This is a genomic window from Vibrio sp. THAF190c, assembly GCF_009363355.1.
GTDB lineage: Bacteria > Pseudomonadota > Gammaproteobacteria > Enterobacterales > Vibrionaceae > Vibrio > Vibrio fortis_A.
On record NZ_CP045338.1, the window covers coordinates 551,833 to 577,568 of the forward strand.

General features: G+C 45.8%; 24 protein-coding genes. 17 read left to right on the forward strand and 7 right to left on the reverse strand.

What is annotated here, in order from left to right:
- Positions 1 to 61 precede the first annotated feature (61 nt).
- The 3 genes from FIV04_RS27305 (at position 62) to FIV04_RS02455 (ending at position 1,046) form a co-directional block, all read left to right on the forward strand.
- Entirely contained in the window at positions 62 to 184 is a 123-nt protein-coding gene (locus FIV04_RS27305; protein WP_263641666.1) for a hypothetical protein, read from the forward strand.
- Between the two features lie 107 nt (positions 185 to 291).
- Positions 292 to 543, forward strand: coding sequence for a hypothetical protein (locus tag FIV04_RS02450; RefSeq protein ID WP_032553167.1), 252 nt, complete (start codon positions 292 to 294; stop codon positions 541 to 543).
- A gap of 191 nt (positions 544 to 734) precedes the next feature.
- Positions 735 to 1,046 (forward strand): DUF6482 family protein, encoded by a 312-nt coding sequence (locus FIV04_RS02455; RefSeq protein WP_032553168.1) that lies wholly within the window; start codon positions 735 to 737, stop codon positions 1,044 to 1,046.
- Between the two features lie 28 nt (positions 1,047 to 1,074).
- Here FIV04_RS02455 and mutH read toward each other — a convergent pair whose 3' ends face one another.
- A complete protein-coding gene (mutH, locus tag FIV04_RS02460; RefSeq protein WP_032553169.1) occupies positions 1,075 to 1,740 on the reverse strand; it encodes a DNA mismatch repair endonuclease MutH in 666 nt (221 codons plus the stop codon).
- A 614-nt stretch (positions 1,741 to 2,354) separates the two neighbouring features.
- Here mutH and rppH point away from each other — a divergent pair.
- From rppH to FIV04_RS02485, 5 genes are read left to right on the forward strand one after another with little or no spacing between them, the layout of a single operon-like run.
- Complete coding sequence (gene rppH, locus FIV04_RS02465) at positions 2,355 to 2,873, forward strand: RNA pyrophosphohydrolase (RefSeq protein ID WP_032553170.1); 519 nt, start codon at positions 2,355 to 2,357, stop codon at positions 2,871 to 2,873.
- 2 nt (positions 2,874 to 2,875) lie between these two features.
- Positions 2,876 to 5,125 (forward strand): phosphoenolpyruvate--protein phosphotransferase, encoded by a 2,250-nt coding sequence (gene ptsP, locus FIV04_RS02470; RefSeq protein ID WP_152468172.1) that lies wholly within the window; start codon positions 2,876 to 2,878, stop codon positions 5,123 to 5,125.
- 8 nt (positions 5,126 to 5,133) lie between these two features.
- Complete coding sequence (locus tag FIV04_RS02475) at positions 5,134 to 5,925, forward strand: sulfite exporter TauE/SafE family protein (RefSeq protein WP_152468173.1); 792 nt, start codon at positions 5,134 to 5,136, stop codon at positions 5,923 to 5,925.
- Between the two features lie 53 nt (positions 5,926 to 5,978).
- On the forward strand, positions 5,979 to 6,800 hold the full coding sequence (gene lgt / locus FIV04_RS02480; protein ID WP_032553173.1) for a prolipoprotein diacylglyceryl transferase: 822 nt from the start codon (positions 5,979 to 5,981) through the stop codon (positions 6,798 to 6,800).
- 9 nt (positions 6,801 to 6,809) lie between these two features.
- A complete protein-coding gene (locus FIV04_RS02485; RefSeq protein ID WP_152468174.1) occupies positions 6,810 to 7,661 on the forward strand; it encodes a thymidylate synthase in 852 nt (283 codons plus the stop codon).
- Between the two features lie 743 nt (positions 7,662 to 8,404).
- Here FIV04_RS02485 and FIV04_RS02490 read toward each other — a convergent pair.
- Complete coding sequence (locus FIV04_RS02490) at positions 8,405 to 9,550, reverse strand: Na/Pi symporter (RefSeq protein WP_150870991.1); 1,146 nt, start codon at positions 9,548 to 9,550, stop codon at positions 8,405 to 8,407.
- A gap of 388 nt (positions 9,551 to 9,938) precedes the next feature.
- On the opposite strand from FIV04_RS02490, the gene nhaR reads away from it, so the two are divergent.
- Together nhaR and FIV04_RS02500 are read left to right on the forward strand one after the other, a co-directional pair.
- Entirely contained in the window at positions 9,939 to 10,829 is an 891-nt protein-coding gene (gene nhaR / locus FIV04_RS02495; protein WP_032553176.1) for a transcriptional activator NhaR, read from the forward strand.
- Positions 10,830 to 10,933: 104 nt separating this feature from the next.
- Complete coding sequence (locus FIV04_RS02500) at positions 10,934 to 11,230, forward strand: metalloregulator ArsR/SmtB family transcription factor (protein WP_150870993.1); 297 nt, start codon at positions 10,934 to 10,936, stop codon at positions 11,228 to 11,230.
- A 134-nt stretch (positions 11,231 to 11,364) separates the two neighbouring features.
- Here the strand turns inward: FIV04_RS02500 and rpsT are convergent, their stop codons facing one another.
- On the reverse strand, positions 11,365 to 11,625 hold the full coding sequence (gene rpsT / locus FIV04_RS02505) for a 30S ribosomal protein S20 (RefSeq protein ID WP_032553178.1): 261 nt from the start codon (positions 11,623 to 11,625) through the stop codon (positions 11,365 to 11,367).
- A gap of 251 nt (positions 11,626 to 11,876) precedes the next feature.
- Here rpsT and murJ point away from each other — a divergent pair, with 251 nt between their 5' ends.
- From murJ to ispH, 6 genes are all read left to right on the forward strand, one after another.
- Positions 11,877 to 13,439 carry a murein biosynthesis integral membrane protein MurJ gene (murJ, locus tag FIV04_RS02510; protein WP_032553218.1) on the forward strand — a complete coding sequence of 521 codons (1,563 nt, stop codon included), beginning with the start codon at positions 11,877 to 11,879 and terminating at the stop codon, positions 13,437 to 13,439.
- Positions 13,440 to 13,509: 70 nt separating this feature from the next.
- Positions 13,510 to 14,445, forward strand: coding sequence for a bifunctional riboflavin kinase/FAD synthetase (gene ribF, locus FIV04_RS02515; protein ID WP_150895806.1), 936 nt, complete (start codon positions 13,510 to 13,512; stop codon positions 14,443 to 14,445).
- A 63-nt stretch (positions 14,446 to 14,508) separates the two neighbouring features.
- Positions 14,509 to 17,346 carry an isoleucine--tRNA ligase gene (ileS, locus tag FIV04_RS02520; RefSeq protein ID WP_150871002.1) on the forward strand — a complete coding sequence of 946 codons (2,838 nt, stop codon included), beginning with the start codon at positions 14,509 to 14,511 and terminating at the stop codon, positions 17,344 to 17,346.
- 337 nt (positions 17,347 to 17,683) lie between these two features.
- Entirely contained in the window at positions 17,684 to 18,184 is a 501-nt protein-coding gene (lspA, locus tag FIV04_RS02525) for a signal peptidase II (protein WP_032553182.1), read from the forward strand.
- Between the two features lie 127 nt (positions 18,185 to 18,311).
- On the forward strand, positions 18,312 to 18,743 hold the full coding sequence (gene fkpB, locus FIV04_RS02530) for an FKBP-type peptidyl-prolyl cis-trans isomerase (RefSeq protein ID WP_150895804.1): 432 nt from the start codon (positions 18,312 to 18,314) through the stop codon (positions 18,741 to 18,743).
- 150 nt (positions 18,744 to 18,893) lie between these two features.
- Positions 18,894 to 19,829 (forward strand): 4-hydroxy-3-methylbut-2-enyl diphosphate reductase, encoded by a 936-nt coding sequence (gene ispH, locus FIV04_RS02535; RefSeq protein ID WP_235201771.1) that lies wholly within the window; start codon positions 18,894 to 18,896, stop codon positions 19,827 to 19,829.
- 99 nt (positions 19,830 to 19,928) lie between these two features.
- On the opposite strand, the gene btsR is transcribed toward ispH, so the two are convergent.
- The 3 genes from btsR to FIV04_RS02550 form a co-directional block, all read right to left on the reverse strand.
- Positions 19,929 to 20,660: a two-component system response regulator BtsR gene (btsR, locus tag FIV04_RS02540; protein ID WP_032553185.1), complete on the reverse strand. Its 732-nt coding sequence runs from the start codon at positions 20,658 to 20,660 to the stop codon at positions 19,929 to 19,931.
- Positions 20,661 to 20,718: 58 nt separating this feature from the next.
- Complete coding sequence (locus FIV04_RS02545; protein ID WP_152468175.1) at positions 20,719 to 22,389, reverse strand: sensor histidine kinase; 1,671 nt, start codon at positions 22,387 to 22,389, stop codon at positions 20,719 to 20,721.
- A gap of 198 nt (positions 22,390 to 22,587) precedes the next feature.
- Complete coding sequence (locus FIV04_RS02550) at positions 22,588 to 24,075, reverse strand: carbon starvation protein A (RefSeq protein WP_152468176.1); 1,488 nt, start codon at positions 24,073 to 24,075, stop codon at positions 22,588 to 22,590.
- A 310-nt stretch (positions 24,076 to 24,385) separates the two neighbouring features.
- Here FIV04_RS02550 and FIV04_RS02555 point away from each other — a divergent pair, with 310 nt between their 5' ends.
- Positions 24,386 to 24,736, forward strand: a complete 351-nt coding sequence (locus tag FIV04_RS02555; protein WP_152468177.1) for a DUF2799 domain-containing protein — start codon at positions 24,386 to 24,388, stop codon at positions 24,734 to 24,736.
- A 59-nt stretch (positions 24,737 to 24,795) separates the two neighbouring features.
- On the opposite strand, the gene murQ is transcribed toward FIV04_RS02555, so the two are convergent.
- The gene (murQ, locus tag FIV04_RS02560) at positions 24,796 to 25,722 is read right to left on the reverse strand and encodes an N-acetylmuramic acid 6-phosphate etherase (RefSeq protein ID WP_150871016.1); all 927 of its coding nucleotides are present in this window, start codon (positions 25,720 to 25,722) and stop codon (positions 24,796 to 24,798) included.
- Positions 25,723 to 25,736: the final 14 nt, after the last annotated feature.

A 25,736-nucleotide genomic window follows, 5' to 3' on the forward strand; every position in this document is an offset into this window, starting at 1 on the left:
ATCAAACCAAAAGCATTCGAATCACATCTTTTTGGATTAATTAATTAGCTTGGAGGCGCAAATGAAACATTTCGATTTTATTCAGCACATTTGCGCGTCGTTTGATCCTAGCACTGACATGGTGGCCGCTATGCCACGTCTATCAGTGATGGCCGATCGCAACACCCAAGATAAATCTAACTAATTAATCCGTATCCTTACTTGGCTGCGGAAAAATAGCAGCTAAGACATCTCTATCTCTTATTTCACGCTATTTTTCCCCAGTTTAATTCCACTACTGGAGAATTCATTATGCGTCACTCAGTTTACCTAAAATTAGCCACAGTCCTTATTCGCGCCGATCTTCGTCATGAAGAGCGAGCCTGGAAACGGAAAGTTCGTCGTAGTGCTTACGATCTTCCATGGGAGAACGCACACTTACTTAAAGATATCGGTCTAGAAGCCGATGGACGACCAATCGGATTTTCAGAGCCTGAAGCTGTCACTATTGAACGTCGTGTTCGTCACCTTCGTCGTGTTCTAAGTGCGCGAATACTGACGTAATCAGAGGGAGTGATGGCACCTGTCACTCCCTAGGATAATGAAATAGGTGCTGGTTATGGCGTCGGAGGGAGATCTCTGAATCAGTACCGCTAAAAAGAGGAGCAATAGGCTCCTCTTTGCATATTTTTTAAAGGGTTATTTAGCAAACAAAAGCAGTTCGACTAAGCTAAAGATATTGAGGGAGGTGAGGTATGCAAAAGCATCAACTAGATATGTGGTTGCATGGCGATCACAAAGACTCTTATCGAACACCTAAGGTTTATGTTATCGGGTGTTCCGATATCCCAGAGTATCTACTAGCAGTGGAATATAAGCATAAATTAGAGCCAGTGAAGCAAGGTGGAGAACCAGTACATTTTGGATCACTTGATCAAGTCAAAGAGGAGCTCCTCAGACTTGGTTTCGATAAGGCCTATTTACGCCTCCACAACACGTATGACGAGTTTGGTAGTGAGCCAAGTCAACGCTATTGCGATATAGAGTTAGCGCTTAATCCACATTAAACACAAGTAGTTGCAAAGTAGCTCGTTATCAAGCGTAGTGTTTTGTCAGTAGCTGATGAGTAAACTGAGTTCTCAGATAGAAGCCGCGTGGCTTGGTCTTAATTGGCTTGCCACTCGCGCCGTACGCCTCAGTTAAGACTCGGCTGTGCGCTGCTTTTGGACGAAGATGCAATGCTTCACCGTGACGTGCAGTGATCTGCTCGACGTTACCTAAAACGATCAACTCCATCAGTTCTTCCCAATCTCGCTTGAGAATCTCTTCTTCCTCTTCACTTGGTGTCCACAACAGTGGTGATCCTACGTGACGATCTGCCAACGGGATCTCACGCTCTCCCTCAACTGGGATCCACAAAACTTTGGATAACTTGTTGCGAACATGACTGGTTTCCCAGGTCAGGCCTTGAACGCCCATCAAAGGTGCCACACACACAAAAGTGGTCTCTAATGGCTTGCCACTGTAACTGATCGGAATGCTTTTAAGCTCAATACCTAGATGCGCGAAGTCCTGCTCTGGTTTACTCCCAGCGGGGGCGCCTAGGTGCCACTCCAATAGCTGCCCAACCCACCCTTTATCTCGCTTAAGATCTTTAGGCATGGTCATTTCAGCTTCCTCTGCCAGTTCTTGAAAGGTCATACCGGCAATGGCGTAGGCTCGGTCTAGCAGCTCAGCTTCAGTTTGTGGTTCAGGTTTCATAAGACTTCGAGTTGGTAAAACGCCGATTTTATCAGATTCAACTGAAAATGCAGTGTGGTTAATAAATGATCACAGTGGCGATTTACGGATCAATCCTACGGTTATCCACAGGCTGAGAGGCTAAAATCCAATAAAAACAAACTAATGGATAAATAAACAGGGGTTTTAAGGGGATAAAATGCTTGCTAAATGGCGTGCAAAATGAATCTTTTAGTGATGAGTGTGGATAAAGCTAAGGGTGGTTGATCTTTAACCATGTTGAGTTTTTAAAAGATCATTTGAAAAATGTAATTTTTGTTTAGCGTGATATTTTCTTTAAGTTCATGATTATTATGTTTTATTTACTTTGGTTGGTTGCAGCTTGTTTTGGTTGTTGACGAAAGTATGGATTAAAAAAAACGTTTGCGGTGAATTCTTCACATAGTTATTCACAGAAAAGGTGAATAAATGTGGTCTATGTCTCACTATTGTGTGGGTAACTATTTTATGAGCAAAAGTTATCCAGTTTTAAGAAATTATTCATAAATATCGCCCTAATCACGTCACGAAGTTTGCTCCGCTTGGGGATATGTGGAAAAATCAGTGTAATTAAAAATTTAAATAGAGGTTGGCCAGTGATAGATGGCGATGGTTACCGATTAAACGTTGGTATTGTAATCTGTAACAACCATGGTCAGGTCTTCTGGGCTAAACGATACGGGCAACATTCATGGCAGTTCCCTCAAGGGGGAATCGATGAAGGTGAAACTCCGGAACAGGCAATGTACCGTGAGTTATATGAAGAGGTTGGCCTTACCAAAAAGGATGTAAAGATCGTCGCGACAAGTCGTCATTGGTTACGCTATAAGCTACCCAAACGACTGGTTCGATGGGATTCAAAACCTGTCTGTATTGGACAAAAACAGAAGTGGTTTCTTCTGCGCTTAGACTGCGATGAATCGCGTATTAACATGCAGCGCGGAAGTACACCTGAGTTTGATGGTTGGCGTTGGGTAAGTTACTGGTACCCAGTTCGACAAGTTGTTTCTTTCAAGCGAGATGTTTATCGTCGTGCAATGAAAGAGTTCGCTTCTTTAGCTATGCCATTTAAAGAGCGAAAAATAAAAGGAAAACGCAAACAGCGTAGAGGTTAAGCATGCTCAGTCAACTAAGGGAAATAGTTGAACACGTATCTAGGGTTGAAGATGTCTCAACCGCATTGGATATTTTAGTTAAAGAGACGTGCAGCGCGATGCAGACTGAGTGCTGCACTGTGTACTTAGCCAACAATGATATGCAGCGCCTTGAGTTGATGGCAACTCAAGGCCTCATTTTTGAAGGGAACAGCATCCATATTGGGTTTAACGAGGGCTTAGTCGGCTTGGTTAAACGCAGTGCTGAGCCTATCAACCTAGCGCAAGCTTCTGCGCACCCTGCTTATAAGTTTTTCCCAGAACTCGGGGAAGATGTTTATCACTCATTTCTTGGTACTCCTATCATTCACCGCAAGCAAGTGCTTGGGGTTCTGGTCATTCAGCAAAAGTCACCACGCTTGTTCAGTGAAATGGAGGAGTCGTTTCTCGTTACTCTCTCTGCACAGCTGGCGGTCATTGTCGCTCACGCGCAAACGCAAGGTCTGTGGCTGCTTGAGCATCAAGATCAACCATCGACTAAAGGTATCGCTGCTTCATCAGGTGTCGCCATTGGTGAGTTGTGGTGGGATAACACCCAGCCAGAGTTAACCGATGTTTACCCTGCTTCAACGCTTGATATCGAACGCGAACATGAATTGCTAGCGGTCGCAGTTGAGAACGCACTGAATGACTTTAAGCGCATGCGTAAGCGTTTAGACAGTGATATTAACAAAGACGCTCTGGCGATTTTCGACCTGTTTACTCACCTTTTGAATGACCCTATGCTGCGAAATGATCTCAAGGCACAGGTTCAGAAAGGGGATAAAGCCGATTGGGCACTGAGACAAGTGGTGGAGAGCTACTCAAGTCGTTTTGCTCGTATGTCTGATCTCTATCTGCGTGAACGAGCGCAAGACATTAGAGAGCTTGGACAGCGTCTGCTCTATTTCTTACACAACTCAGAGCAAGAGCAGCGTTCTTTAGAGAAGCCTATCGTATTGGTTGTACGTGAACTCACCGCCTCTGTGTTGGCTTCGATCCCGAAAGAGAAGCTGCTTGCGGTGATCTCGCTAGAAGGTGCGGCTAACTCTCACGCTGCGATTTTGTCACGAGCATTAGGCATTCCATCGGTGATGGGGGTGACTCTTAATCTTGCTAATGTGAATGGCAAGCAGGTGATTGTTGATGGCTACAGTGGCGAGATCTTCATTGAGCCTACCCAGAATCTACTGAAAGAGTACCGAGAGCTGATCCTTGAAGAGACTGAACTCTCTTCAATGGTGAACCGTGATATTCACCTACCAGCCAAAACGCAAGACGATCATCAGGTCGAGATTCTCCTAAATGCTGGCTTGAGTGCCGATACCAACATCGCGCTCAATCAAGGGGTTGATGGTGTCGGTTTGTATCGAACTGAGATCTCTTTCCTTCTGCAACAGCGTTTTCCTTCCGAAGATGAACAAGTAAAGCAGTATCAATCGGTACTCGAGAGTTACCCGGATAAACAAGTGGTGATGCGTACTCTGGATATCGGTGGTGATAAGGCTCTGCCTTACTTCCCGATTGAAGAGGACAACCCATTCTTGGGCTGGCGTGGTATTCGATTCACGCTCGACCATCCAGATATCTTTATCATTCAGCTAAGAGCCATGCTGAGAGCCAGCTGTGGTAGTCAGAACCTCAGCATTCTTCTGCCGATGATTTCTGGTGCTCGCGAGCTTGATGATGCATTGCAGCTTATCGAGCAGGCTTACGAAGAGGTGCATGAGCTTGATAAGCGTGTTCGTATGCCACGTATCGGAATAATGCTTGAAGTTCCGTCAATGCTCTACTTGTTGCCATTGATTGCTGACCGTGTCGACTTCGTATCTGTCGGTACCAATGATTTAACCCAATATTTATTGGCGGTTGATCGGAACAATTCTCGTGTCTCTGATGTCTATGAATCCATGCACCCTGCAGTGATCATGGCGCTCAAGCAGATTCATGATACTTGTAAGCAGTATCAACTGCCGGTGTGTATCTGTGGTGAGTTAGCGGGTGACCCGATGGGCGCGCTGTTATTGATCGGTCTTGGTTATCAAACCTTGAGTATGAACACCTCGAACGTGGCAAGAACCAAATATTTGATACGTCAGTCCTCATTGAGTGATTTACAAGATTTAGCAAATAATGCACTTGTACAGCCGTACGGCAGTGACATCTATAGTATGATGCTGTCCTATTTCGAACAGCGTGAATTTACCGGCTTTATCAGAGCGGGCAAAAAATAGGATTAAACGTGTCATACGAACTCATTGGTTTGCTAGCGGGCCTTGGCGCCGTCGTTGGTGTATTGGCTGGCTTATTGGGCATTGGCGGTGGCTTATTGGTAGTCCCTGCATTGTTGTTCTTACTGCCTAAGGCGGGTATCGCTCAAGAGATTGCGATGCAAATGGCGCTGGCAACTTCCTTGTCGACCATTATTGTCACTTCTGGCTCTTCAGCATTGAACCACCTTAAACTTGGCAATGTTGAGATGTTCGTGGTGAAGTGGTTGATGCCTGGCGTTGTGGTTGGCGGCTTTATGGGTTCTTTTATTGCCGATTCGATTCCGTCTCAATATCTACCTAAAGTGTTTGGCATCATCGTGTTGCTACTGGCATTACAAATGCTGCTGTCGATACGTTCTCGCAGTCAAAAGACTATGCCTGCACCAGCAAAAACGGTCGCGTGCGGTGGCGGTATTGGAGTGGTCTCGAGCTTAGCTGGAATCGGTGGTGGTTCATTGTCTGTGCCTTTCCTCAATCACCATGGAGTTGAGATGCGCAAGGCGGTCGGCTCTTCGTCGGTCTGCGGTTGTGTGATTGCTATATCAGGTATGATTGGCTTTATTTGGCACGGTTCGTCGGTTGAATCTTTGCCTGCGTACAGCTTGGGTTATGTTTACGTACCTGCGCTGGTGGCTATCTCTTGTACTTCGGTTCTCACCACTCGCATTGGTGCTAAGTTAGCAACACAACTGCCAACGCCCGTATTAAAGAAAGTGTTCGCCGTCTTTTTAATGTTTATAGCCGCAACCATGCTGCTGTAGTGTATTCCTCTTAGCCGTTGGCTAATTCTTTTATATTAGATAGAGAGCTAAATATGTCTCAGGGTTTTATCGAATTCCCCAATATCGATCCTGTTCTGATTGAACTAGGGCCAATTTCTGTTCGTTGGTATGGCTTGATGTACCTTGTCGGTTTTGTCTTTGCGATGTGGCTGGCTAATCGTCGTGCAGACCAACCAAACAGCGGCTGGACTCGTGAGCAAGTATCAGATCTGTTGTTTGCTGGTTTCTTAGGGGTTGTCATCGGCGGCCGTGTTGGTTACGTGCTGTTTTACAACTTCGACCTTTTCTTAGCGGATCCTCTGTATCTCTTTAAAGTATGGACTGGCGGCATGTCATTCCACGGTGGTCTGCTAGGCGTTATCACTGCAATGTTCTGGTATGCGAAAAAGAACGGTCGAACCTTCTTTGGCGTAGCCGACATGATCGCGCCATTGGTGCCGTTTGGCTTGGGTATGGGGCGCTTAGGTAACTTCATGAACAGCGAGCTGTGGGGCCGAGTGACGGATGTGCCATGGGGTGTCGTATTCCCGAATGGTGGTCCGCTGCCTCGCCACCCATCTCAACTGTACGAAATGGCGCTTGAAGGTATTGTCCTGTTCTTCATCTTGAACTGGTTTATTAAGAAGCCTCGCCCATTAGGTTCGGTTTCTGGCCTGTTCCTTGCGGGTTACGGAAGCTTCCGTTTCCTAGTAGAATACGTGCGCGAACCTGATGCTCACCTAGGTCTGTTTGGCGGATTTATCTCGATGGGGCAAATCCTGTCTCTACCTATGGTCATTATCGGTGTTCTTATGGTGGTTTGGGCTTACAAGCGCGGTCACTACAAAGATGAAGTCCCACAACAAACGAAGTAAGGAATTGGTGTGAAGCAGTATTTAGAACTCTGTCAGCGAATCGTTGATGAAGGCACGTGGATTGAAAACGAGCGTACAGGCAAACGCTGCCTAACGGTGATCAATGCAGACCTGACTTACGATGTTGGCAACAACCAGTTCCCACTTGTGACGACGCGTAAGAGCTTTTGGAAAGCGGCAGTCGCTGAGCTGCTAGGCTACATCCGTGGTTATGATAACGCGGAAGACTTTCGTAAGCTGGGTACCAAAACATGGGACGCGAACGCAAACCTCAATGAGGCATGGCTGAACAACCCTCACCGTAAAGGTGAAGATGATATGGGCCGTGTTTACGGTGTTCAAGGTCGCGCATGGGCAAGGCCTGACGGCGGGCACATCGATCAGTTAAAGAAGATTGTCGATGACCTAACGCGTGGTGTTGATGACCGCGGTGAGATCCTAAACTTCTACAACCCTGGCGAATTCCACATGGGTTGTCTTCGTCCGTGCATGTACAGCCATCACTTCTCGCTACTCGGTGATACTCTGTACCTGAACAGCACACAGCGCTCTTGCGATGTACCTTTAGGCCTTAACTTCAATATGGTTCAGGTTTACGTATTCCTAGCGATTATGGCGCAAATCACAGGCAAGAAAGCGGGTGTGGCTTATCACAAGCTAGTGAATGCTCACATCTACGAAGACCAGCTTGCGCCAATGCGTGATATCCAGTTGAAGCGTGAACCTCTAGCACCAGCAACCTTCCACATTAACCCTGAGATTAAGTCTCTAGAAGATTTAGAAACATGGGTAACACTGGACGACTTCTGGGTAGAAGGTTACGAGTGCCACGAAGCAATTAAGTACCCATTCTCGGTATAACTCGCTCATGAAACGATTTGAAAGGCTGCCATGGTGCAGCCTTTTTTGTATCTGAAGGGCAGCGGAAAGATACGAGTAAGCGAGATGCGGGATGAGAAGAGCTAAGGGGGAAACGAGTCAGCGAAATTAGGGATACGAAGAGCAAGCGCATTCTAAGTGAGTGATGCGTTGGAGACTAAATATGACGAATCACAGTTAATGCTTTTCGTTACTCGCTCACACCTAATCCGCTACGGGCTCTTCGCTACTCGTTCACTCGCATCCCGTATCTGCTTTTGCCCCGTCATTCCCTAGACTGACGAAGGAAGGAGTAGGGAATCTCTTTCGTTGCACGTCTGTAAGATTCCCTATCACGCTCGTCCCTCGCTGTAGGGAATGACGGTTCTTTTAGATAAGAGTAAACGTGATTCGAGATGCGAAGAGCTAAGAGCGGATACGAGTAGACAAGATTAGGGATACAAAGAACGTGTTCAATCTGAGTGAGCGAAACGTTAGAAACTAAATATGACGAATCACAGTTAATGCTTTTCGTTGCTCGATCACACCTAATCCGCTGCGGGCTCTTCGCTACTCGTTTACTCGCATCCCGTATCTGCTTTTATCTCTTCGCCACTTGTTTACTCGAATCTCATGTTTGCTTTTATCTCTTCGCCACTCGTTCACTCGCATCTCGTATCCGCTCTTAAATACAAAAAAGCCCGCAACTCTCGTTGCGGGCTTTGATTATGCGATGGACTTTTTGCTTAAGCAGTTAGCGCTAGGATAGAACCTGGTAGCACTAGGAAAACAGCGATTAGGTAACCTGCTACGACTGCTTTATTCTTCACAGCCATGTCTGAAATCATGTCTGCTGCTTTAACTGGTAGTTCACGTAGGAACGGAATACCAAAGATGAATACTGTTGCCATGATGTTGAACACTAGGTGTACTAGAGCAATCTGTAGTGCGAATACTGCGAACTCACCAGATACCGCTGTTGCTGCTAGTAGTGCTGTGATACACGTACCGATGTTTGCACCTAGAGTGAACGGGTAAACGTCACGTACTTTAAGAACACCTGAACCTACTAGTGGAACCATTAAGCTTGTTGTCGTAGAAGAAGACTGAACAAGAACAGTAACGATTGAGCCAGAAGCGATACCGTGAAGTGGACCACGACCGATAGCGTTCTTTAGGATTTCACGAGCGCGGCCTACCATTAGGCTCTTCATTAGTTTACCCATCACTGTGATAGCAACGAAGATAGTTGCGATACCAAGAACGATAAGTAGTACGCCACCTACAGTATCACCGAATGTAGATAGTGGCTCTTTGATTGCACTTACTACAGGCTTAGTGATTGGTTTGATGAAGTTCAGGCCTTTCATGCTCATGTCGCCAGTTGCAAGCATTGGCGATACCAACCAGTGAGATACTTTCTCAAGAATACCAAACATCATCTCTAGCGGTAGGAAGATCATTACAGCTAGTAGGTTGAAGAAGTCGTGAATCGTTGCACTTGCAAACGCACGCTTAAACTCGTCCTTACAACGAACGTGGCCAAGACTTACAAGCGTGTTAGTTACCGTTGTACCGATGTTTGCACCCATGATCATAGGGATAGCAACTTCAACAGGTAAACCACCCGCAACTAAGCCAACGATAATAGATGTCACGGTGCTTGATGATTGGATAAGTGCTGTTGCAACCAAGCCGATCATTAAGCCTGCAACTGGGTGTGAAGCAAATTCAAAAAGAACCTTTGCTTGCTCGCCTGTTGCCCATTTAAAGCCAGTACCTACCATTGATACAGAAAGAAGTAGTAGGTAAAGCATGAATGCCAAGTTAGCCCAGCGTAGCCAGCGAGTAGTGCTCGAGATTGGCGCTGCTGCAGTAGTAGCTTGGTTCATAATGTTTTCTCCATGGACCGTTAAAGTCTGTGTTTGGTCTGTTAGTTAATCTGAGCGTGATGTTAGAGGGGAAATATTTCAGTAATATTACATTTTTATTGGTGCGGCTTTTTTTTGTGATGATTTGCTGTTTAAATATTTTGACAGCTGATTGTATCGATCTAAGTTTTTGTGTTGTAGGGTTTTTATATCCTTTGGTTTATTGCGGACTTGATCGAAAAAAATGAAAAAAAATCGATTTTCTATCATCAAATATGACAGTGTGAATCTTAATGTTTCGGTAAATGTATTGGTTTTTGTGCCTAACAAGTGTAAAAACCGAAATTATTGAGGCGAGGTGTCATATTTGCTATAAAAGAGTGTCACATAACTCTATACGGCTTTAATCATGTCGCATCTTAATTACAACCACCTCTATTATTTCTGGATGGTGTGCAAGCAAGGTTCAATCACTAAAGCAGCTGAAGCGCTCTTCTTAACGCCTCAAACCGTCACCGGGCAAATTAAAGCTCTTGAAGAGCGGATGGATGGCAAGCTTACTAAACGTAATGGACGAAGTGTCGAGCCAACAGAACTTGGCCAACTGGTTTTTAAATACGCCGATCGTATGTTTGGTCTGAGCTATGAGATGCTGGATATCGTTAATTACAGCCAACACTCCAATATTTTGTTTGATGTCGGCGTTGCAGATGCGCTGTCAAAAAGGCTTGTCAGTAAGATCTTAATGTCGACCATTCCTGAAGATAACAGTATCCACTTACGCTGTTTTGAATCGACCCACGAAATGCTATTAGAACAGCTGTCTCAACATAAGCTCGATATGATCTTATCCGACTGCCCAGTTGACTCAAGCCAGAGCCCAGGGTTATTCAGTAAGAAACTGGGTGAGAGTGGTATGAGCTTTTTCTGTACAGGTAAGGTCGACAATGTCAGTTTCCCTGCAGTACTCGAACAGAGAAAGCTATTAATACCAGGTAGCCGCACTTCGATGGGGCGTAAGGTTTTGCAATGGTTTGATAGACAGGGTCTAAAACCGGATATTTTGGGCGAGTTTGATGATGCCGCATTAATGAAAGCCTTTGCGCGTTATCACCACGATGCCATTTTCTTAGCACCGACACTCTACTTATCTGAAGTAGAAGAGGATACCTCGCTACAGATGTTGGGTGGTATTGATGAGCTGAAAGAAGAGTACTATGTCATTTTTGCTGAGAGGATGATCCAACATCCGGCAGTTAAAAATGTATGTGACGCAGATTTTAGTAATTTGTTCGAGTGAGTTAGTTTGTTAATGAATTGATATCGATTATCATAACTCTACAATATGCCGTAATTAGTACTGATAGCCCGTAGTTGGCGTTGAAGGTAGTAGGGAGCCAAACTATGAACTTGAAAGAAATGGAGAAAAACTCGGCACAAGCCGTTGTGTTGTTGAAAGCGATGGCTAACGAGCGCCGCCTACAGATTTTGTGTCTATTACATGATAGCGAGTTATCGGTAGGTGAGTTGTGCAGTATGTTAGAGCTGAGCCAATCGGCTTTATCGCAACATTTAGCATGGCTAAGGCGAGATGGTTTAGTTGAAACACGTAAACAAGCTCAAACGGTTTACTACACATTGAGTAGTGAAGAGGTGAAGGCAATGATTACGTTACTGCATGGTATCTATTGTAAGAAATAGAGCGGTGTTGGATGTGAGTTTCAGAACACATGGATGTGTGTCATCACGACCATTAAGAGAAAACGGCAAATCGCAGACATAAAAAAACCGGCCAAGGCCGGTTTTTTTCGTTTTGCTTTGAAATCAAGTATCTATTAAAGAGCTTTGATTGCAGCAGCGAAACGAGACTTATGACGAGCAGCTTTATTCTTGTGAATAAGGCCTTTAGTCGCCATGCGGTCTAGAAGTGGTGTAACTTCTACGAAAGCAGCAGTTGCAGCTTCTTTATCGCCAGCTGCGATAGCTGCGATAGTTTTTTTCATGTAAGTGCGCATCATAGAACGACGGCTAGCGTTGTGCTGGCGACGTTTCTCAGCTTGGATAGCGCGCTTCTTAGCAGATTTACTGTTTGCCAAGGGTCTAACTCCCAAAAACTTAGTTCGGTGACAATTTAAGGGCGAGGACTATCCCTCATTTGCGCTTAATTGTCAAATGATTTGTGCAAAAACCAATCGTAGCCAAACAAATTTTGGAATGGAAAGGTTATCGCGGTTAAGATGGCGGGGATTCTAACAGCATTTTTAGACCAATGCTAATAAATATGCTTCTAACGATCGGATAGTATTTATCCTCGCTTAGAACTAATCAATCAGTGTCAGAGGTTTTTGTGAGTAAACGACTATTAAAGTCAGGCATGATAGTAAGTGCGATGACTTTTGTTTCCCGTGTATTGGGACTTGTGCGCGACGTTGTCGTGGCCAATTTGATGGGTGCTGGGGCCAGTGCTGATGTCTTTTTCTTCGCCAATAAGATCCCTAATTTCCTACGTCGTCTGTTTGCTGAAGGCGCCTTCTCACAAGCCTTTGTTCCTGTTCTTACTGAGTACCACGCTGCGGGAGATAAAGATAAAACTCGCGAATTGATAGCTAGGGTGTCTGGTACGCTCGGAGTGCTGGTCTCAATTGTCACTCTTGTTGGTGTGATTGGTTCTGGTGCCATTACAGCGCTATTTGGTGCGGGTTGGTTTATCGACTGGCTTAATGGTGGCCCGTCGGCTCATAAATTTGAGTTAGCCAGTTTGATGCTCAAAATCACCTTTCCTTATTTATGGTTCATTACCTTCGTTGCTTTATCTGGGGCGATTCTTAATACCTTAGGTAAGTTTGCGGTCTCTTCTTTTACACCTGTGTTCTTGAACGTCATGATCATAGGCTCTGCACTGTTCATTGCGCCGAATCTAGAGCAACCTGAAATTGGATTGGCGATTGGTGTCTTTTTAGGCGGTTTGGTTCAGTTTCTGTTCCAATTACCTTTTTTAATTAAAGAGGGCGTTTTAGTTAAGCCTAAGTGGGGTTGGCGCGATCCTGGCGTTGTTAAGATCCGTACTTTGATGATCCCTGCGCTGTTTGGTGTGTCAGTTAGCCAAATTAACTTGCTGTTTGATACCTTTATTGCCAGTTTCCTAGCTACAGGCTCTATCAGCTGGCTTTATTACTCTGACCGCCTTTTAGAGTTTCCATTAGGCTTGTTTGGTATTGCTATCGCAACCGTGATTCTGCCTGCGCTATCTCGTAAACATGTCGATGCACAAGGTGAGGGCTTTGCTCATACTATGGATTGGGGGGTGCGCATGGTTCTGTTGCTGGGTATTCCTGCTATGTTCGGCTTGATTGTGCTAGCGAAGCCTATGTTGATGGTGCTGTTCATGCGTGGTGAGTTTAGCCCTCATGACGTAGAGCAGGCTTCGATGTCTCTGGTCGCTTATGCGTCGGGTCTTCTTAACTTCATGTTGATTAAGGTGCTAGCGCCGGGTTATTACTCACGCCAAGACACTAAAACTCCCGTTAAGTACGGTATTATCGCAATGGTTAGCAATATGGTGTTTAATGCCATCTTTGCTTATTTCTATGGTTACGTAGGTTTGGCGATTGCGACCGCGCTGTCGGCCTTTGTCAATATGGCACTGCTATATAGAGGCTTACATTTAGCTGGTGTTTACCACTTAACGAAAACAACCTTAGTCTTTAGCGGAAAGCTATTACTTGCGGGTGGCGCAATGGTTGCTGTGATTTTATGGCAACTAGAGAGTATGCAACAGTGGCTAGAGTGGAGCTTCAGTTACCGAGCGCTTATGCTCACTGGCTTGATTGCACTTGGCGGCTTTGCTTATATTGTCTCTGTGTTCGCTTTGGGTATCCGAGTAAAACATTTAAAAGCAGCGACAGAGTAATACTGATTAGTATATAATCCGTCGGTTTCACACAATGAATGATGCAAATAACAGATTTTAGCTGGTCGTAATGGAACTAATCCGAGGCATTCACAATATTAAAGCGCAGCATCACGGCTGTGTATTAACCATAGGCAACTTTGACGGTGTACATCTAGGACATCAGGAAGTACTGAGCCAGGTATCCAAGCAAGCTGCGGCATTGGGCTTACCCTCTGTCGTGATGACGTTTGAGCCTCAGCCTATGGAACTGTTTGCTCGTGACAAAGCCCCTGCACGTTTAACTCGTTTAAGAGATAAGTTCGTGCAGCTGAGTAAGCTGGATATTAGCCGTTTATTGTGTGTCAATTTTAACCACTACTTCGCGAACCTATCGGCGGATGCTTTTATTAAAGATCTGTTGGTGGACAAACTTGGTGTGAAGTTTTTGGTGGTGGGTGATGATTTCTGCTTCGGTAAAGGTCGCACCGGCAATTTCGCTATGCTTAAAGAAGCGGGTGAAAAGTATGGTTTTGAGGTGGTTAGTACCCAAAGCTTCTGCTTAAACCAGCTGCGTGTAAGTAGCACTGAAATACGCAATGCTCTGGCGGTTGACGATTTAACCTCTAGCGCAGCCATGTTAGGCCGTGATTACAGTATCAGTGGTCGTGTGTCTCATGGGCGTAAACTGGGAAGAACTATAGGCTTCCCAACGGCGAATATCCCACTTAAACGTTGTGTCTCTCCAGTCTCTGGGGTGTATGTTGTTGAAGCAGTCGACATCGATGGTTCACCTGTCGGTGGTGTTGCAAATATCGGACAACGACCAACCGTAAATGGAGTTCGTCAGCAACTAGAAGTGCATTTTTTTGACTTTAAAGCCAATTTATATGGTAAACAGTTAGAAGTACGTCTTTTGCACAAATTGCGCGACGAGAAAAAGTTTGAATCGTTCGACGCACTAAAGAATCAAATAGAATTGGATGCTGAAGCAGCAAGGGTGTGGCTGCGTCAGCTAAAGAATTAATCGGTTGATTCCACCGATTAACATAATGTCTAACTTCGCCCAATATAACGGAATTAAGAATCGATGAGTGATTATAAAGATACCCTGAACTTACCTGAAACAGGGTTTCCAATGCGCGGTAATCTGGCAAATCGTGAGCCAGAAATGCTTAAGCGTTGGTACAAAGAAGATCTTTACGGCGAAATCCGTAAAGCGAAGAAAGGTAAAAAATCTTTCGTACTGCATGATGGCCCTCCTTACGCGAACGGCGATATTCACATTGGTCACGCGCTAAACAAGATTCTTAAAGACATTATTATTAAATCTAAGACTCTGTCTGGTTTTGATGCTCCATACATCCCAGGTTGGGACTGTCACGGTCTTCCAATCGAGCTGATGGTTGAGAAGAAAAAAGGCAAACCAGGTCAGAAGATCTCTGCTTCTGAGTTCCGTGAAGAGTGTCGTAAGTACGCTGCGGGCCAAGTTGAAGGTCAAAAAGAGAGCTTTAAACGTCTAGGTATCATGGGCGAGTGGGACAAGCCATACCGCACTATGGACTTCGGCACTGAAGCAAACATCATCCGCGCTCTAGGTAAAATTGCAGACAACGGCCACCTACTGAAAGGTTTCAAACCTGTTCACTGGTGTACTGACTGTGGTTCTGCTCTAGCGGAAGCGGAAGTTGAGTACAAAGATAAAGTTTCCCCATCAATCGACGTGAAATTCACAGCGGCTGATGAAGCTGCGCTAGTTTCTAAATTCAAGCTAGCTGAAGGTCACGAAGGCCAAGGCGATATCTCTATCGTTATCTGGACTACAACACCATGGACACTGCCTGCAAACCGTGCAGTATGTCTACGTGACGATCTTGAATACGTTCTAATCCAAGTAGAAGCGAATGGCGATCAAGCTGCACAGCGTATTATCGTTGCTTCTGAGCTAGCTAAAGACGTAATGGATCGTGCGGGTATCGAGCACTTCCATAACCTAGGCTTTGCAAGCGGCGCTGATCTTGAGCTAACTCAGTTCAACCACCCATTCTACGACTTCACTGTTCCTGCGATCCTTGGCGATCACGTAACAACTGATTCAGGTACTGGTGTGGTTCACACTGCACCGGGCCACGGTCAAGAAGACTTCGCGGTTGGTAACAAGTACGGTCTAGAAGTAGCAAACCCAGTAGGTTCAAACGGTGTTTACCTACCTGACACGGAGCTATTTGCTGGTCAACACGTATTTAAAGCGAACGACTCTGTACTTGAAGTACTGAAAGAGAAAGGCGCTCTACTACATCACCACGCTTATGAGCACAGCTACCCACACTGCTGGAGACACAAAACGCCAATCATCTTCCGTGCAACACCACAATGGTTCGTATCGATGGATCAAGCTGGCCTGCGTGCTAAAGCTCTTGAGTCAATCAAGGGTGTTGAGTGGATGCCTGAGTGGGGTCAAAGCCGTATCGAAGGTATGATCGAAGGTCGCCCTGAGTGGTGTATCTCTCGTCAACGTACTTGGGGTGTGCCAATCGCTCTGTTCGTTCATAAAGAGACAGCAGAACTGCACCCGAACACGCTTGAGCTTATCGAGCAAGTTGCTCAACTTGTTGAGCAGAAAGGTATTCAAGCTTGGTGGGATCTAGAAATCTCTGACCTACTAGGCGAAGAAGCAGATAAGTACGAGAAAGTACTGGATACGCTGGACGTATGGTTCGATTCAGGTGTAACACACTACTCAGTTGTGGACGCTCGTGAAGAGTACAACGGCAACAAAGCTGACCTATACCTAGAAGGTTCAGACCAACACCGTGGTTGGTTCCAATCTTCTCTAATTTCATCTATCGCGATGAAAGACGAAGCGCCATACAAGCAAGTGCTAACGCACGGCTTCGTAGTAGATGGTAACGGCCGTAAGATGTCTAAATCTATCGGTAACGTTGTTGCACCTAAAGATGTAACCAACAAGCTAGGTGCAGATATCCTGCGTCTATGGGTTGCTTCTACAGACTACACTGGTGAAGTAGCGGTATCTGATGAGATCCTGAAGCGTTCAGCAGATGCTTACCGTCGTATTCGTAACACAGCGCGTTTCTTCCTAGCGAACTTGAACGGTTTCAACCCAGAAACAGACCTAGTTCCAGCTGAAGAGATGGTGGCACTAGACCGTTGGGCTGTAGGCCGCGCACAAGCTGCACAAGAAGAGATCGTGAAAGCATACGGTGAGTACAACACTCACGGTGTAACTCAACGTCTAATGCAGTTCTGTTCTATCGAGATGGGTTCTTTCTACCTAGATGTAATCAAAGACCGTCAGTACACAGCTAAGAAGGGCGGCCACGCTCAACGCAGCTGTCAAACTGCGCTTTACTACATCGTAGAAGCTCTGGTTCGTTGGATGGCACCTATCATGTCGTTCACAGCAGACGAAATCTGGAACGAAATGCCAGGTCAACGTGACAAGTTCGTATTCACAGGTGAGTGGTTCGAAGGTCTATTTGGTCTAGCGGAAGGCGAAGAGCTAAGCAACGAATTCTGGACTGAAATCCAATCTGTTCGTGGCGCAGTGAACAAGCTTCTTGAAGATGCTCGTAAAGAGAAAACTATCGGCGGCGCACTGCAAGCTGAAGTGACTCTGTACGCAGACGATGCACTAGCAGCGAAAATCAACAAGCTAGAAGACGAACTACGTTTTGTTCTTCTAACTTCAGCTGCTGTTGTTAAGCCTCTAAGCGAGAAGAGCGATGCAGCACAAGCGACAGACCTTGAAGGTCTATTCGTTGAAGTTGCAGCGACAGAGAACGAGAAGTGTGACCGTTGTTGGCACCACACGCCAGACGTTGGCACAATCGAAGGTCACGAGAAAGTGTGTGGTCGTTGTGTGACTAACGTTGCTGGTGAAGGTGAAGTGCGTAAGTTCGCATAATTGCTCGTCATTCTTGGCATTGTAACTGTGTTGACAGCATTTACTCACTCCATCACATAGGACAACTATGCTCAGGAGCTTCGTAAATTTGTCGCCTTGTTACAACACCAATAATTTAGAGCAGTGATCAATTAATTGAACTTTGCTTAGTTTTTATAGCCCCAGTATCTACTGGGGTTATTTTTAGCTGGGATAAAATGCCGAACGATACGGCTGGTCATTTTTATGCAGTGGCGCGCAACATCAAAGCGGATGGAGTTTCAACCACCATATTGGTCTTTCATGTGTGCATCTCGCTGTATAGAATAGAGAAGTTCATAGATTTATAGGAATAAGCATGAGTGATTTTTCACTAAAGCAGTCGGGCGTACGTTGGTTATGGCTGGCTTTATTGGTCTTTCTTGCGGACATTGGCATCAAGCTGTTTGTGATGGACAACATGGGTTATGGCTGGGCAAACCGTATTGAGGTACTGCCATTCTTTAACTTCTTGTATGTTCATAACTACGGTGCGGCTTTCAGCTTCCTGAGCGATCAAGGTGGTTGGCAACGTTGGCTGTTCACAGGTATTGCGTTTGTAGTCACGGGTATGCTGACCTACTGGATGAGCAAACTGCCGGCGACAGAGAAGTGGAATAACATCGCTTATGCAATCATCATTGGTGGTGCGGTAGGTAATGTATTTGACCGAGTTGTTCACGGCTTTGTTGTGGATTACTTAGACTTCTACTGGGGCACATACCACTGGCCTGCATTTAACCTTGCTGATATGGGTATCTGTATCGGTGCTGCGATGATCATCTTAGATGGATTCCGCAAAAAGGATGAGAGCAAATAAGCTCTACAAGTCACTTAATGACTCACAGAATATAATAGCCCTAAGCGCTGTCGGTTGATTCCGGCGGCGCTTTTTGTTTATCCTCTGTGAGGAAAAATAATAATTGATACAACCCAAGGAAAGTAACGTGACAGCAATTAAGAATGACTCAGCAGTAACACTTCATTTTACGATTAAGATGAAAGACGGTTCCGTTGCTGACAGTACTGAAAACATGGGCAAGCCAGCTAAATTTGTAATGGGTGATGGTAGCTTGAGTGAGAACTTTGAGCAGTGCCTATTAGGACTAGAAGCAGGCACGCAAAAGTCGATTGATTTAAAGGCAGAAGATGCGTTCGGTTTGCCTAACCCAGATAATGTTCATCACATGGATCGCGCACGTTTTGCTGGCGACACTGAGATTGAAGTCGGCACTATCATGGCTTTCTCTGGTCGTGATGGTATGGAAATTCCAGGCATCATTACGGACATTGCTGGCGACTCTGTCACTGTGGACTTTAACCATCCACTGGCAGGCCAAGACGTGACGTTTGACGTTAATATCTTAGCGGTAGAATAGACGGCGATTCATCTTTGCCAACAATTCGAAGCTTCACTGTCTTTGCGCTTCCCTGTAGAATGCCCGCTTCGCTAAACGCGAACTGTAGAATGATCTTGGTCGCGCTGTAAGCGATTCGCAATAAAAGAACTGAGCAATAAAATGAAAATAATGTTAGCTAACCCGCGTGGATTTTGTGCCGGTGTTGATCGAGCGATCAGTATCGTAGAACGCGCACTGGAATTGTATCAACCACCGATTTATGTTCGTCATGAAGTGGTGCATAACCGTTTTGTTGTCGAAGGTTTGAAACAACGCGGTGCGATTTTCGTGGAAGAGCTTCATGAAGTGCCAGACGATAACATTGTTATTTTTTCTGCTCACGGTGTGTCTCAAGCGGTTCGTAAAGAAGCTAAAGAGCGCGACCTAACGGTTTTTGATGCGACTTGTCCTCTGGTAACCAAAGTACATATGGAAGTGGCTCGTGCGAGCCGTAAAAATATGGAAGTGGTTCTGATTGGTCACGCAGGTCACCCTGAAGTTGAAGGCACTATGGGTCAATACGCGAGCGATACTGGTGGCATGTACTTGGTTGAGAAACCAGAAGATGTGTCAAAGCTAGTGGTCAAAGATCCAAGCAACCTTCACTATGTAAGCCAGACGACACTGTCTGTTGATGAGACGGCGGATGTGATCGAAGAGTTGCGTCGCGTGTTCCCTGAGATCCAAGGCCCACGTAAAGACGATATCTGCTATGCAACACAAAACCGTCAAGATGCGGTTCGTGATATGGCGAACGATGTTGATGTGGTGATTGTTGTTGGTTCTAAGAACTCATCAAACTCAACACGCTTGAAAGAGCTGGCTGAGAAGCTCGGTACTCCAGGCTACTTAACGGATTGCCCAGAAGACATTCAACCAGAGTGGGTTGAAGGTAAAAAGAAGGTCGGCGTGACGGCGGGTGCTTCGGCGCCAGAAGAACTGGTTAATCAAATTCTAGATCGTATCCGCGAGCTAGGTGCTGAAGGTATCGAAGAGATCCAAGGCCGCGAAGAGAACATGTTCTTCGAAGTACCAAAAGAGCTTCAGATTAAACAAGTTGATTAATCATCGCGTTTGATGAAAGTTTTGAACTAAAAAGCCAACCTTTGCGGTTGGCTTTTTTGATCTTGTTGTAAGTGAGTTGAAGTACATTGAATGAAAAGGTTAGTGGATACCAAGCTGCTCTTTGAGAGTCTTCAGATAGCGACGACTAACAGGTACCTCAAAGCCAGTTAGAGTGATGATCTCCGCAAGACCGTTTTCCAGAAGCTTGATCTCTTGGATCGCCTTTATGTTGATCAAATATTGGCGATGACAACGGATCAGATCGGTTTTCTCTTCTAAGACTTTTAGAGTCAGTTGAGAAGAGGCGGTTTGTGACGCGCTGCGAACGTGAACACCACTCAGGTCAGAATAGGCGCACTCGACCGTTTGGCTTGCCATGATCACAATGCGGTTGTGACCGATACACGGAATCTGCTCCAAGTGTGATGGCGCAATAGCATTGATGTCTTGTTCAGGCGGTTGTTGGCTCTGCTTAATCACCTTACATAAACGTGAAACGCTTTTGTTTAGTCTGCATGGTTCAACCGGTTTGAGGAGGTAATCGAAGGCGTTATCCTCAAAGGCTTGAATCGCATATTGGTCGTAAGCGGTAACGAACACCACGTAGGGCATGTTCTCAGGGTCGAGCATACTCAGTAGCTCGATACCGGTGATCTGCGGCATTTGAATGTCTAAATAAACGACGTCTGGCTTGAGGTGGTTGATCTGCTTTAGCCCTTCGATGGCATTACTCGCTTGACCTATCACATCCACTTTTTCTGTTTCAGTGAGCAGCTCAATCAACTCTTCACGAGCGAACAGCTCATCATCTATGACTAATGCCTTTAACATCCAAATACCTTAATTCCAATCTACTGTGTCAGTATACGCTGTTATGTTGAATCGCGCGTTACAGCGCCTTTGGAATGATAAAGCTCATACGCGTAAATTGCTGTGGCTGAGATTCTATTTTTAGAGCTGAGTCTTGTCCAAAGAAATTGGTTAGGCGTTTGTCCACGATCTCCATACCTAAGCCTACATGGTCGCTACTTGGCTTTTCGTAGCTACCTGCGTTGTCTTCCACGGTGATTCGGTAGTTGCCTTGATAGAGTTCGCTGTAGATCTTCACTTTACCTCCCTCGAGAAGATTAGATATCCCGTGCTTAATGGCGTTCTCAACCAGAGGCTGAAGGGTAAAGCTTGGTAGTTCAACTTCATAAAGTAGGGGATCAATATCCCATTCAATTTCCAAGCGGTCGGTAAAACGTGCTTTCTCGATCGTGAGGTAGGCATTAACGTGCGCTAACTCATCTTTCAGTTTGACGGTGTTGATGTTTTGTTTGAGGTTGCTTCTAAAGAAGTGTGATAAATGCTGAATCAGCTCTCGCGCTTTATCTGGTTCACGCCTTGTGACTGCACTGATGGTATTCAGAGCATTAAACAAGAAGTGTGGATTGACTTGCGCATGCAGTAGTTTAATTTCAGCCTGCGTCAGCAAGGTTTGCTGTTGTTGATAGTTGCTAAACAGAATCTGGCTCGATAGCAGCTGAGCGATACCTTCGCCCATCGACATATTGATGGTCGAAAAGAGTTTAAGCTTAGGTTCGTAGAGTTTGATGGTTCCGACAACCTCGTTCCCCGCACGCAGTGGGATAATCAAAGCAGAACCTAACTTACAATCTGCTGAGAGAGAGCACTGATATGGGTTCTCTTTACCATCTAAGTAGATGATGTCGTTCTTCTCCATTGCCGTTAAAGTGCTTTGAGACGAGATCGGAGTATTAGGGATATGGTGCTCATCGCCAATACCAACAAACGCGAGAATCTTCTCTCTATCGGTAATTGCCACTGCGCCAACGTTGGTCTCTTCATAAATAATACGGACAATCTTTTGTGCGTTGTCTGAGTTAAAGCCGCCATGAAGAATACCAACCGAACGCTCGGCAATGGTCAGTGCGCGGCGCGAAAAGGTCGCAGAGTATTTTTCAAAGATGGTTTTTCTATCTTGGATGATGCTCATGAACAGCGCAGCACCGACTGAGTTTGCAATGATCATTGGCGCTGCAATGTCAGACACCAGTGCGTACGCTTGGGCGAATGGCTTAGCGACTGCCAATAGAATCAGCATCTGAATGATTTCAGCAAACAGGGTCACGGAAAACACCACCATCGGATTGAACAGCTGACTCGCTTTGTTCTTACGCACCAGATAGACGTGCAGTAAGCCACCGATTAGGCCCTCTGCGGTGGTCGATATGGCACATGCAAGGTCTGTGAATCCACCTAAGGTGTAGCGATGGATACCGCCAGTTAAACCGACGGCAAAGCCAACTACAGGCCCACCAAACAGGCCGCCCATTACCGCCCCCATTGCGCGCGTGTTAGCGATGGCATCGTTGATCTGCAAGCCAAAGTAAGTGCCCATAATGCAGAACAGTGAGAACAGGATATAACAACTGACTTTATGACTGAGTCGTGAAGAGATACTCAGCAGTGGCAGGATCAGCGGTGTTTTACTGATCATATAAGCCAATACCAAATAGACACAGGTTTGTTGAAGTAACGAGAGAATCAGTTCCATATATCCACTAATAAAAAGTTCTGCATGGGTTAAGGCGAAGCGACATAAGCTTTAAGCACTAGGTAATACCGTATTAGTTATAGGTATAGTTTAAGGGCCATCTACCCAGTAACGCAAAGCCCATCACTAGGATGGGCTTTGTAGAGTTTCCAACCTTAATTTAAGGTGGAGCAAGCGAAGGGGTTTGACCCCGATAAGCTAGGCTGTTTTTGTTACGCCTTTTGTTTCTTTTTCTTCATCAGCAAGGTCAGTTTCGCCTTTGCCTTTTGAAATCTTGATTACGTAAGCCGCAACACCCAGAGCACTGATCACACCAACGATAGTTGAGATTTGCATTGGTAGACCGAAACCAAGTTGGCTGTTGTTCAGGATGAATGTGATACACACAGACGTCATGAAGATTGCTGGAACTGTCGTTACCCAGTGCAGTTTGTTGTGACGTAGTAGGTAAGCTGACGCTGTCCACAGCATCATTACTGCTGTTGATTGGTTAGCAAAACCGAAGTAGCGCCAGATGATGCCGAAATCGACTTGAGTCAGGATACCACCGATAACGAACAGCGGTAGCGCCATCAGTAGGCGGTTGCGCAGTGTCTTCTGTTCCATGTTGAAGTATTCAGCAAGGATAAGACGGCTTGAACGGAATGCAGTGTCACCAGAAGTGATTGGTAGGATAACCACACCAAGGAAAGCAAGGATACCGCCAAATACACCCAGTAGGCCAAATGAAGCGCTGTATACCACGTTACCTGGACCACCATTTGCTACTGCTTCAGATAGTGACTCAACTGAACCGAAGAACGATAGTGCAAGAGCACACCAGATAAGAGCGATGATGCCTTCACCAATCATTGCACCGTAGAATACGAAGCGACCGTTCTTCTCATTTTCCATACAACGCGCCATTAGTGGAGACTGAGTTGCGTGGAAGCCAGAGATAGCACCACAAGCGATAGTGATGAATAGAGCAGGCCAAAGTGGTAGGTCGTTCGGGTTCATGTTAGTGAACATGTCGCTGATTTCAAAACCACCCATGATTTGGTGTTCATCAGAGAAGCCAATTGCTGTGATTAGGCCAACAGACATAAAGATAAGTAGTGCGCCGAACAGTGGGTAGAAGCGACCAATGATTTTATCAACAGGGACAATTGTTGCGATGATGTAGTAAGCGAAGATAACCACAACCATCGTTGTTGCAGACATCGCGAAGTCAGTTTGGTCGTTTACTAGGTTAGTGATCATGCCTGCTGGAGCTGATACGAATACCACGCCCACAAGAAGAAGCAGAACAATGGCAAAGATATTCATAAAGTGTTTTGCGCCATTGCCTAGGTAACGTCCTGTGATGGTTGGAACCGAAGCTCCGCCATTACGGATAGATAACATACCTGAGAAGTAGTCGTGTACGGCACCTGCGAAGATACAACCTAGCACGATCCATAGCATTGCTGCTGGGCCGTATAAGGCACCCATGATAGGGCCGAAGATTGGACCAACACCTGCAATGTTAAGCAGTTGCACAAGGTAAACCTTTGGTGTCGACATTGGAACGTAATCCACACCATCTTGTTTTGTATGAGCCGGAGTTTGGCGTTTTTCGTTTATGCCGAACACCTTCTCAATGAAAGTGCCATAAAGAAAGTAACCGCCGATGAGTGCCGCAACACAGGTTAGAAACCACATCATAATCTGTTATCCCTGAATGTATTAATTAAGTCAGGGTGGATAATAAGCGAGCAGTTGGCGAGAAGCTTGTGCTTAAGAGGTTAGTGGTCGTATAGCGATTTAAGTGGCGCTGTGGTTGGTTGAGTGGTTTTCAGCTTTGTTAAGCGGTTGGGTGCCAGGTTAAGCGGTTGGGTGTCAGGTTAAGTGGTTTTGTCTCGAACTAAGCGGCGACTTAGGGGAAGCAGTGGACATTTTAGCGGGTTAAGCGGAGAATCGAGATACGTCGGCTAGTGATAGCACCTAATGAATAATAAGAAGATAAGGGATTCCAATGAAGAAAGTAACCGTAGCCTTGCTATTGGCTCTAGGTATGACAGGCTGCGCGACAAACGTACAAGACTTAGCAGCAGAGGGAAATTGGCAAGAGATTGGCTACCGTGATGGCGTAAGAGGTAATACTCAGCGTTCCTATTCTGAGATGAGCAAGCTGGGCGCTGTCGATCAAGCCGCATACAGCGAAGGTTACTACCAAGGTGTCAGTGAATACTGTAACCCTAATCATGCTTATCAGATCGGTCTTTCTGGTCAGGTTTATGAAGGTGTCTGTTCTGGTACTGAAGATGCGCAGCGCTTTCGTATGGAGTGGCAACGGGGCTGGGATGAATTCTCAAACGAGCACTAAGCTGACACACATCATCAAAAAAGCACCGATTCGTCGGTGCTTTTTGTATTCAGCCTTTGCTAGTTAGACTGGTTATGTTCAACCGCTTTACGAAGGAATCCATCTTGTTTCTTAAGTTGTTGCTTCGCGACTTCTAGGTCTAGTCCGGTGAGTATCATTAAAATTGCCAGTTTCACGTCGTAGCTGGTCTTCTCAAGCGTTTCTCTTGCTACCTCTTTGTCGCAATCCGTGGCTTGCATAACAATACGGGCAGCGCGCGCCACTAGTTTCTCATTGGTGGCTTTAACATCCACCATTAGGTTTTGATAGCTTTTGCCAATGCGGATCATACTGGCAGTGGTCAGCATGTTGAGCACCAGTTTTTGAGCAGTGCCTGATTTGAGACGGGTCGAGCCAGTGAGCGCTTCAGGGCCCACCACTGGGCTGATAGGAATTTTAGCCAACTGAGCGATAGGTGAATCAGGGTTACAAGAGAGTGACACCGTGGTCGCGCCAATCTCATTGGCGTATTTGAGCGCACCAATCACATACGGAGTGCGACCGCTCGCTGCAATGCCAACGACGACATCTTTGGCATTAAAGTGAATGGCTTTAAGATCCTCAACACCGAGAGTGAGTGAGTCTTCAGCTCCCTCTTTCGCTTTTAATATCGCTTCTGGGCCTCCTGCAATTAGTCCGATAACGAGCTGGTCGGAAACACCAAATGTCGGCGGGCACTCTGAAGCGTCGAGTACGCCGAGTCGGCCACTGGTGCCAGCGCCCATATAGATAAGGCGACCGCCATTACGAAAGGCGTCGGCGATATGGTCAACTGCGTTGGCTATCTGTGGTAGCTCACTTTCGATGGCGAGTGGTACCTGTTTGTCTTGTTGGTTGATTTTCTCTACTACTTCCAGAGAGGAGAGCAGATCAATGTCCATGGTTTCAGGGTTTCTACCCTCAGAGACTAAGTGTGATAGTGCTGAAATAAGAGCGTCGTTACTCATAAATATCCTTAAAT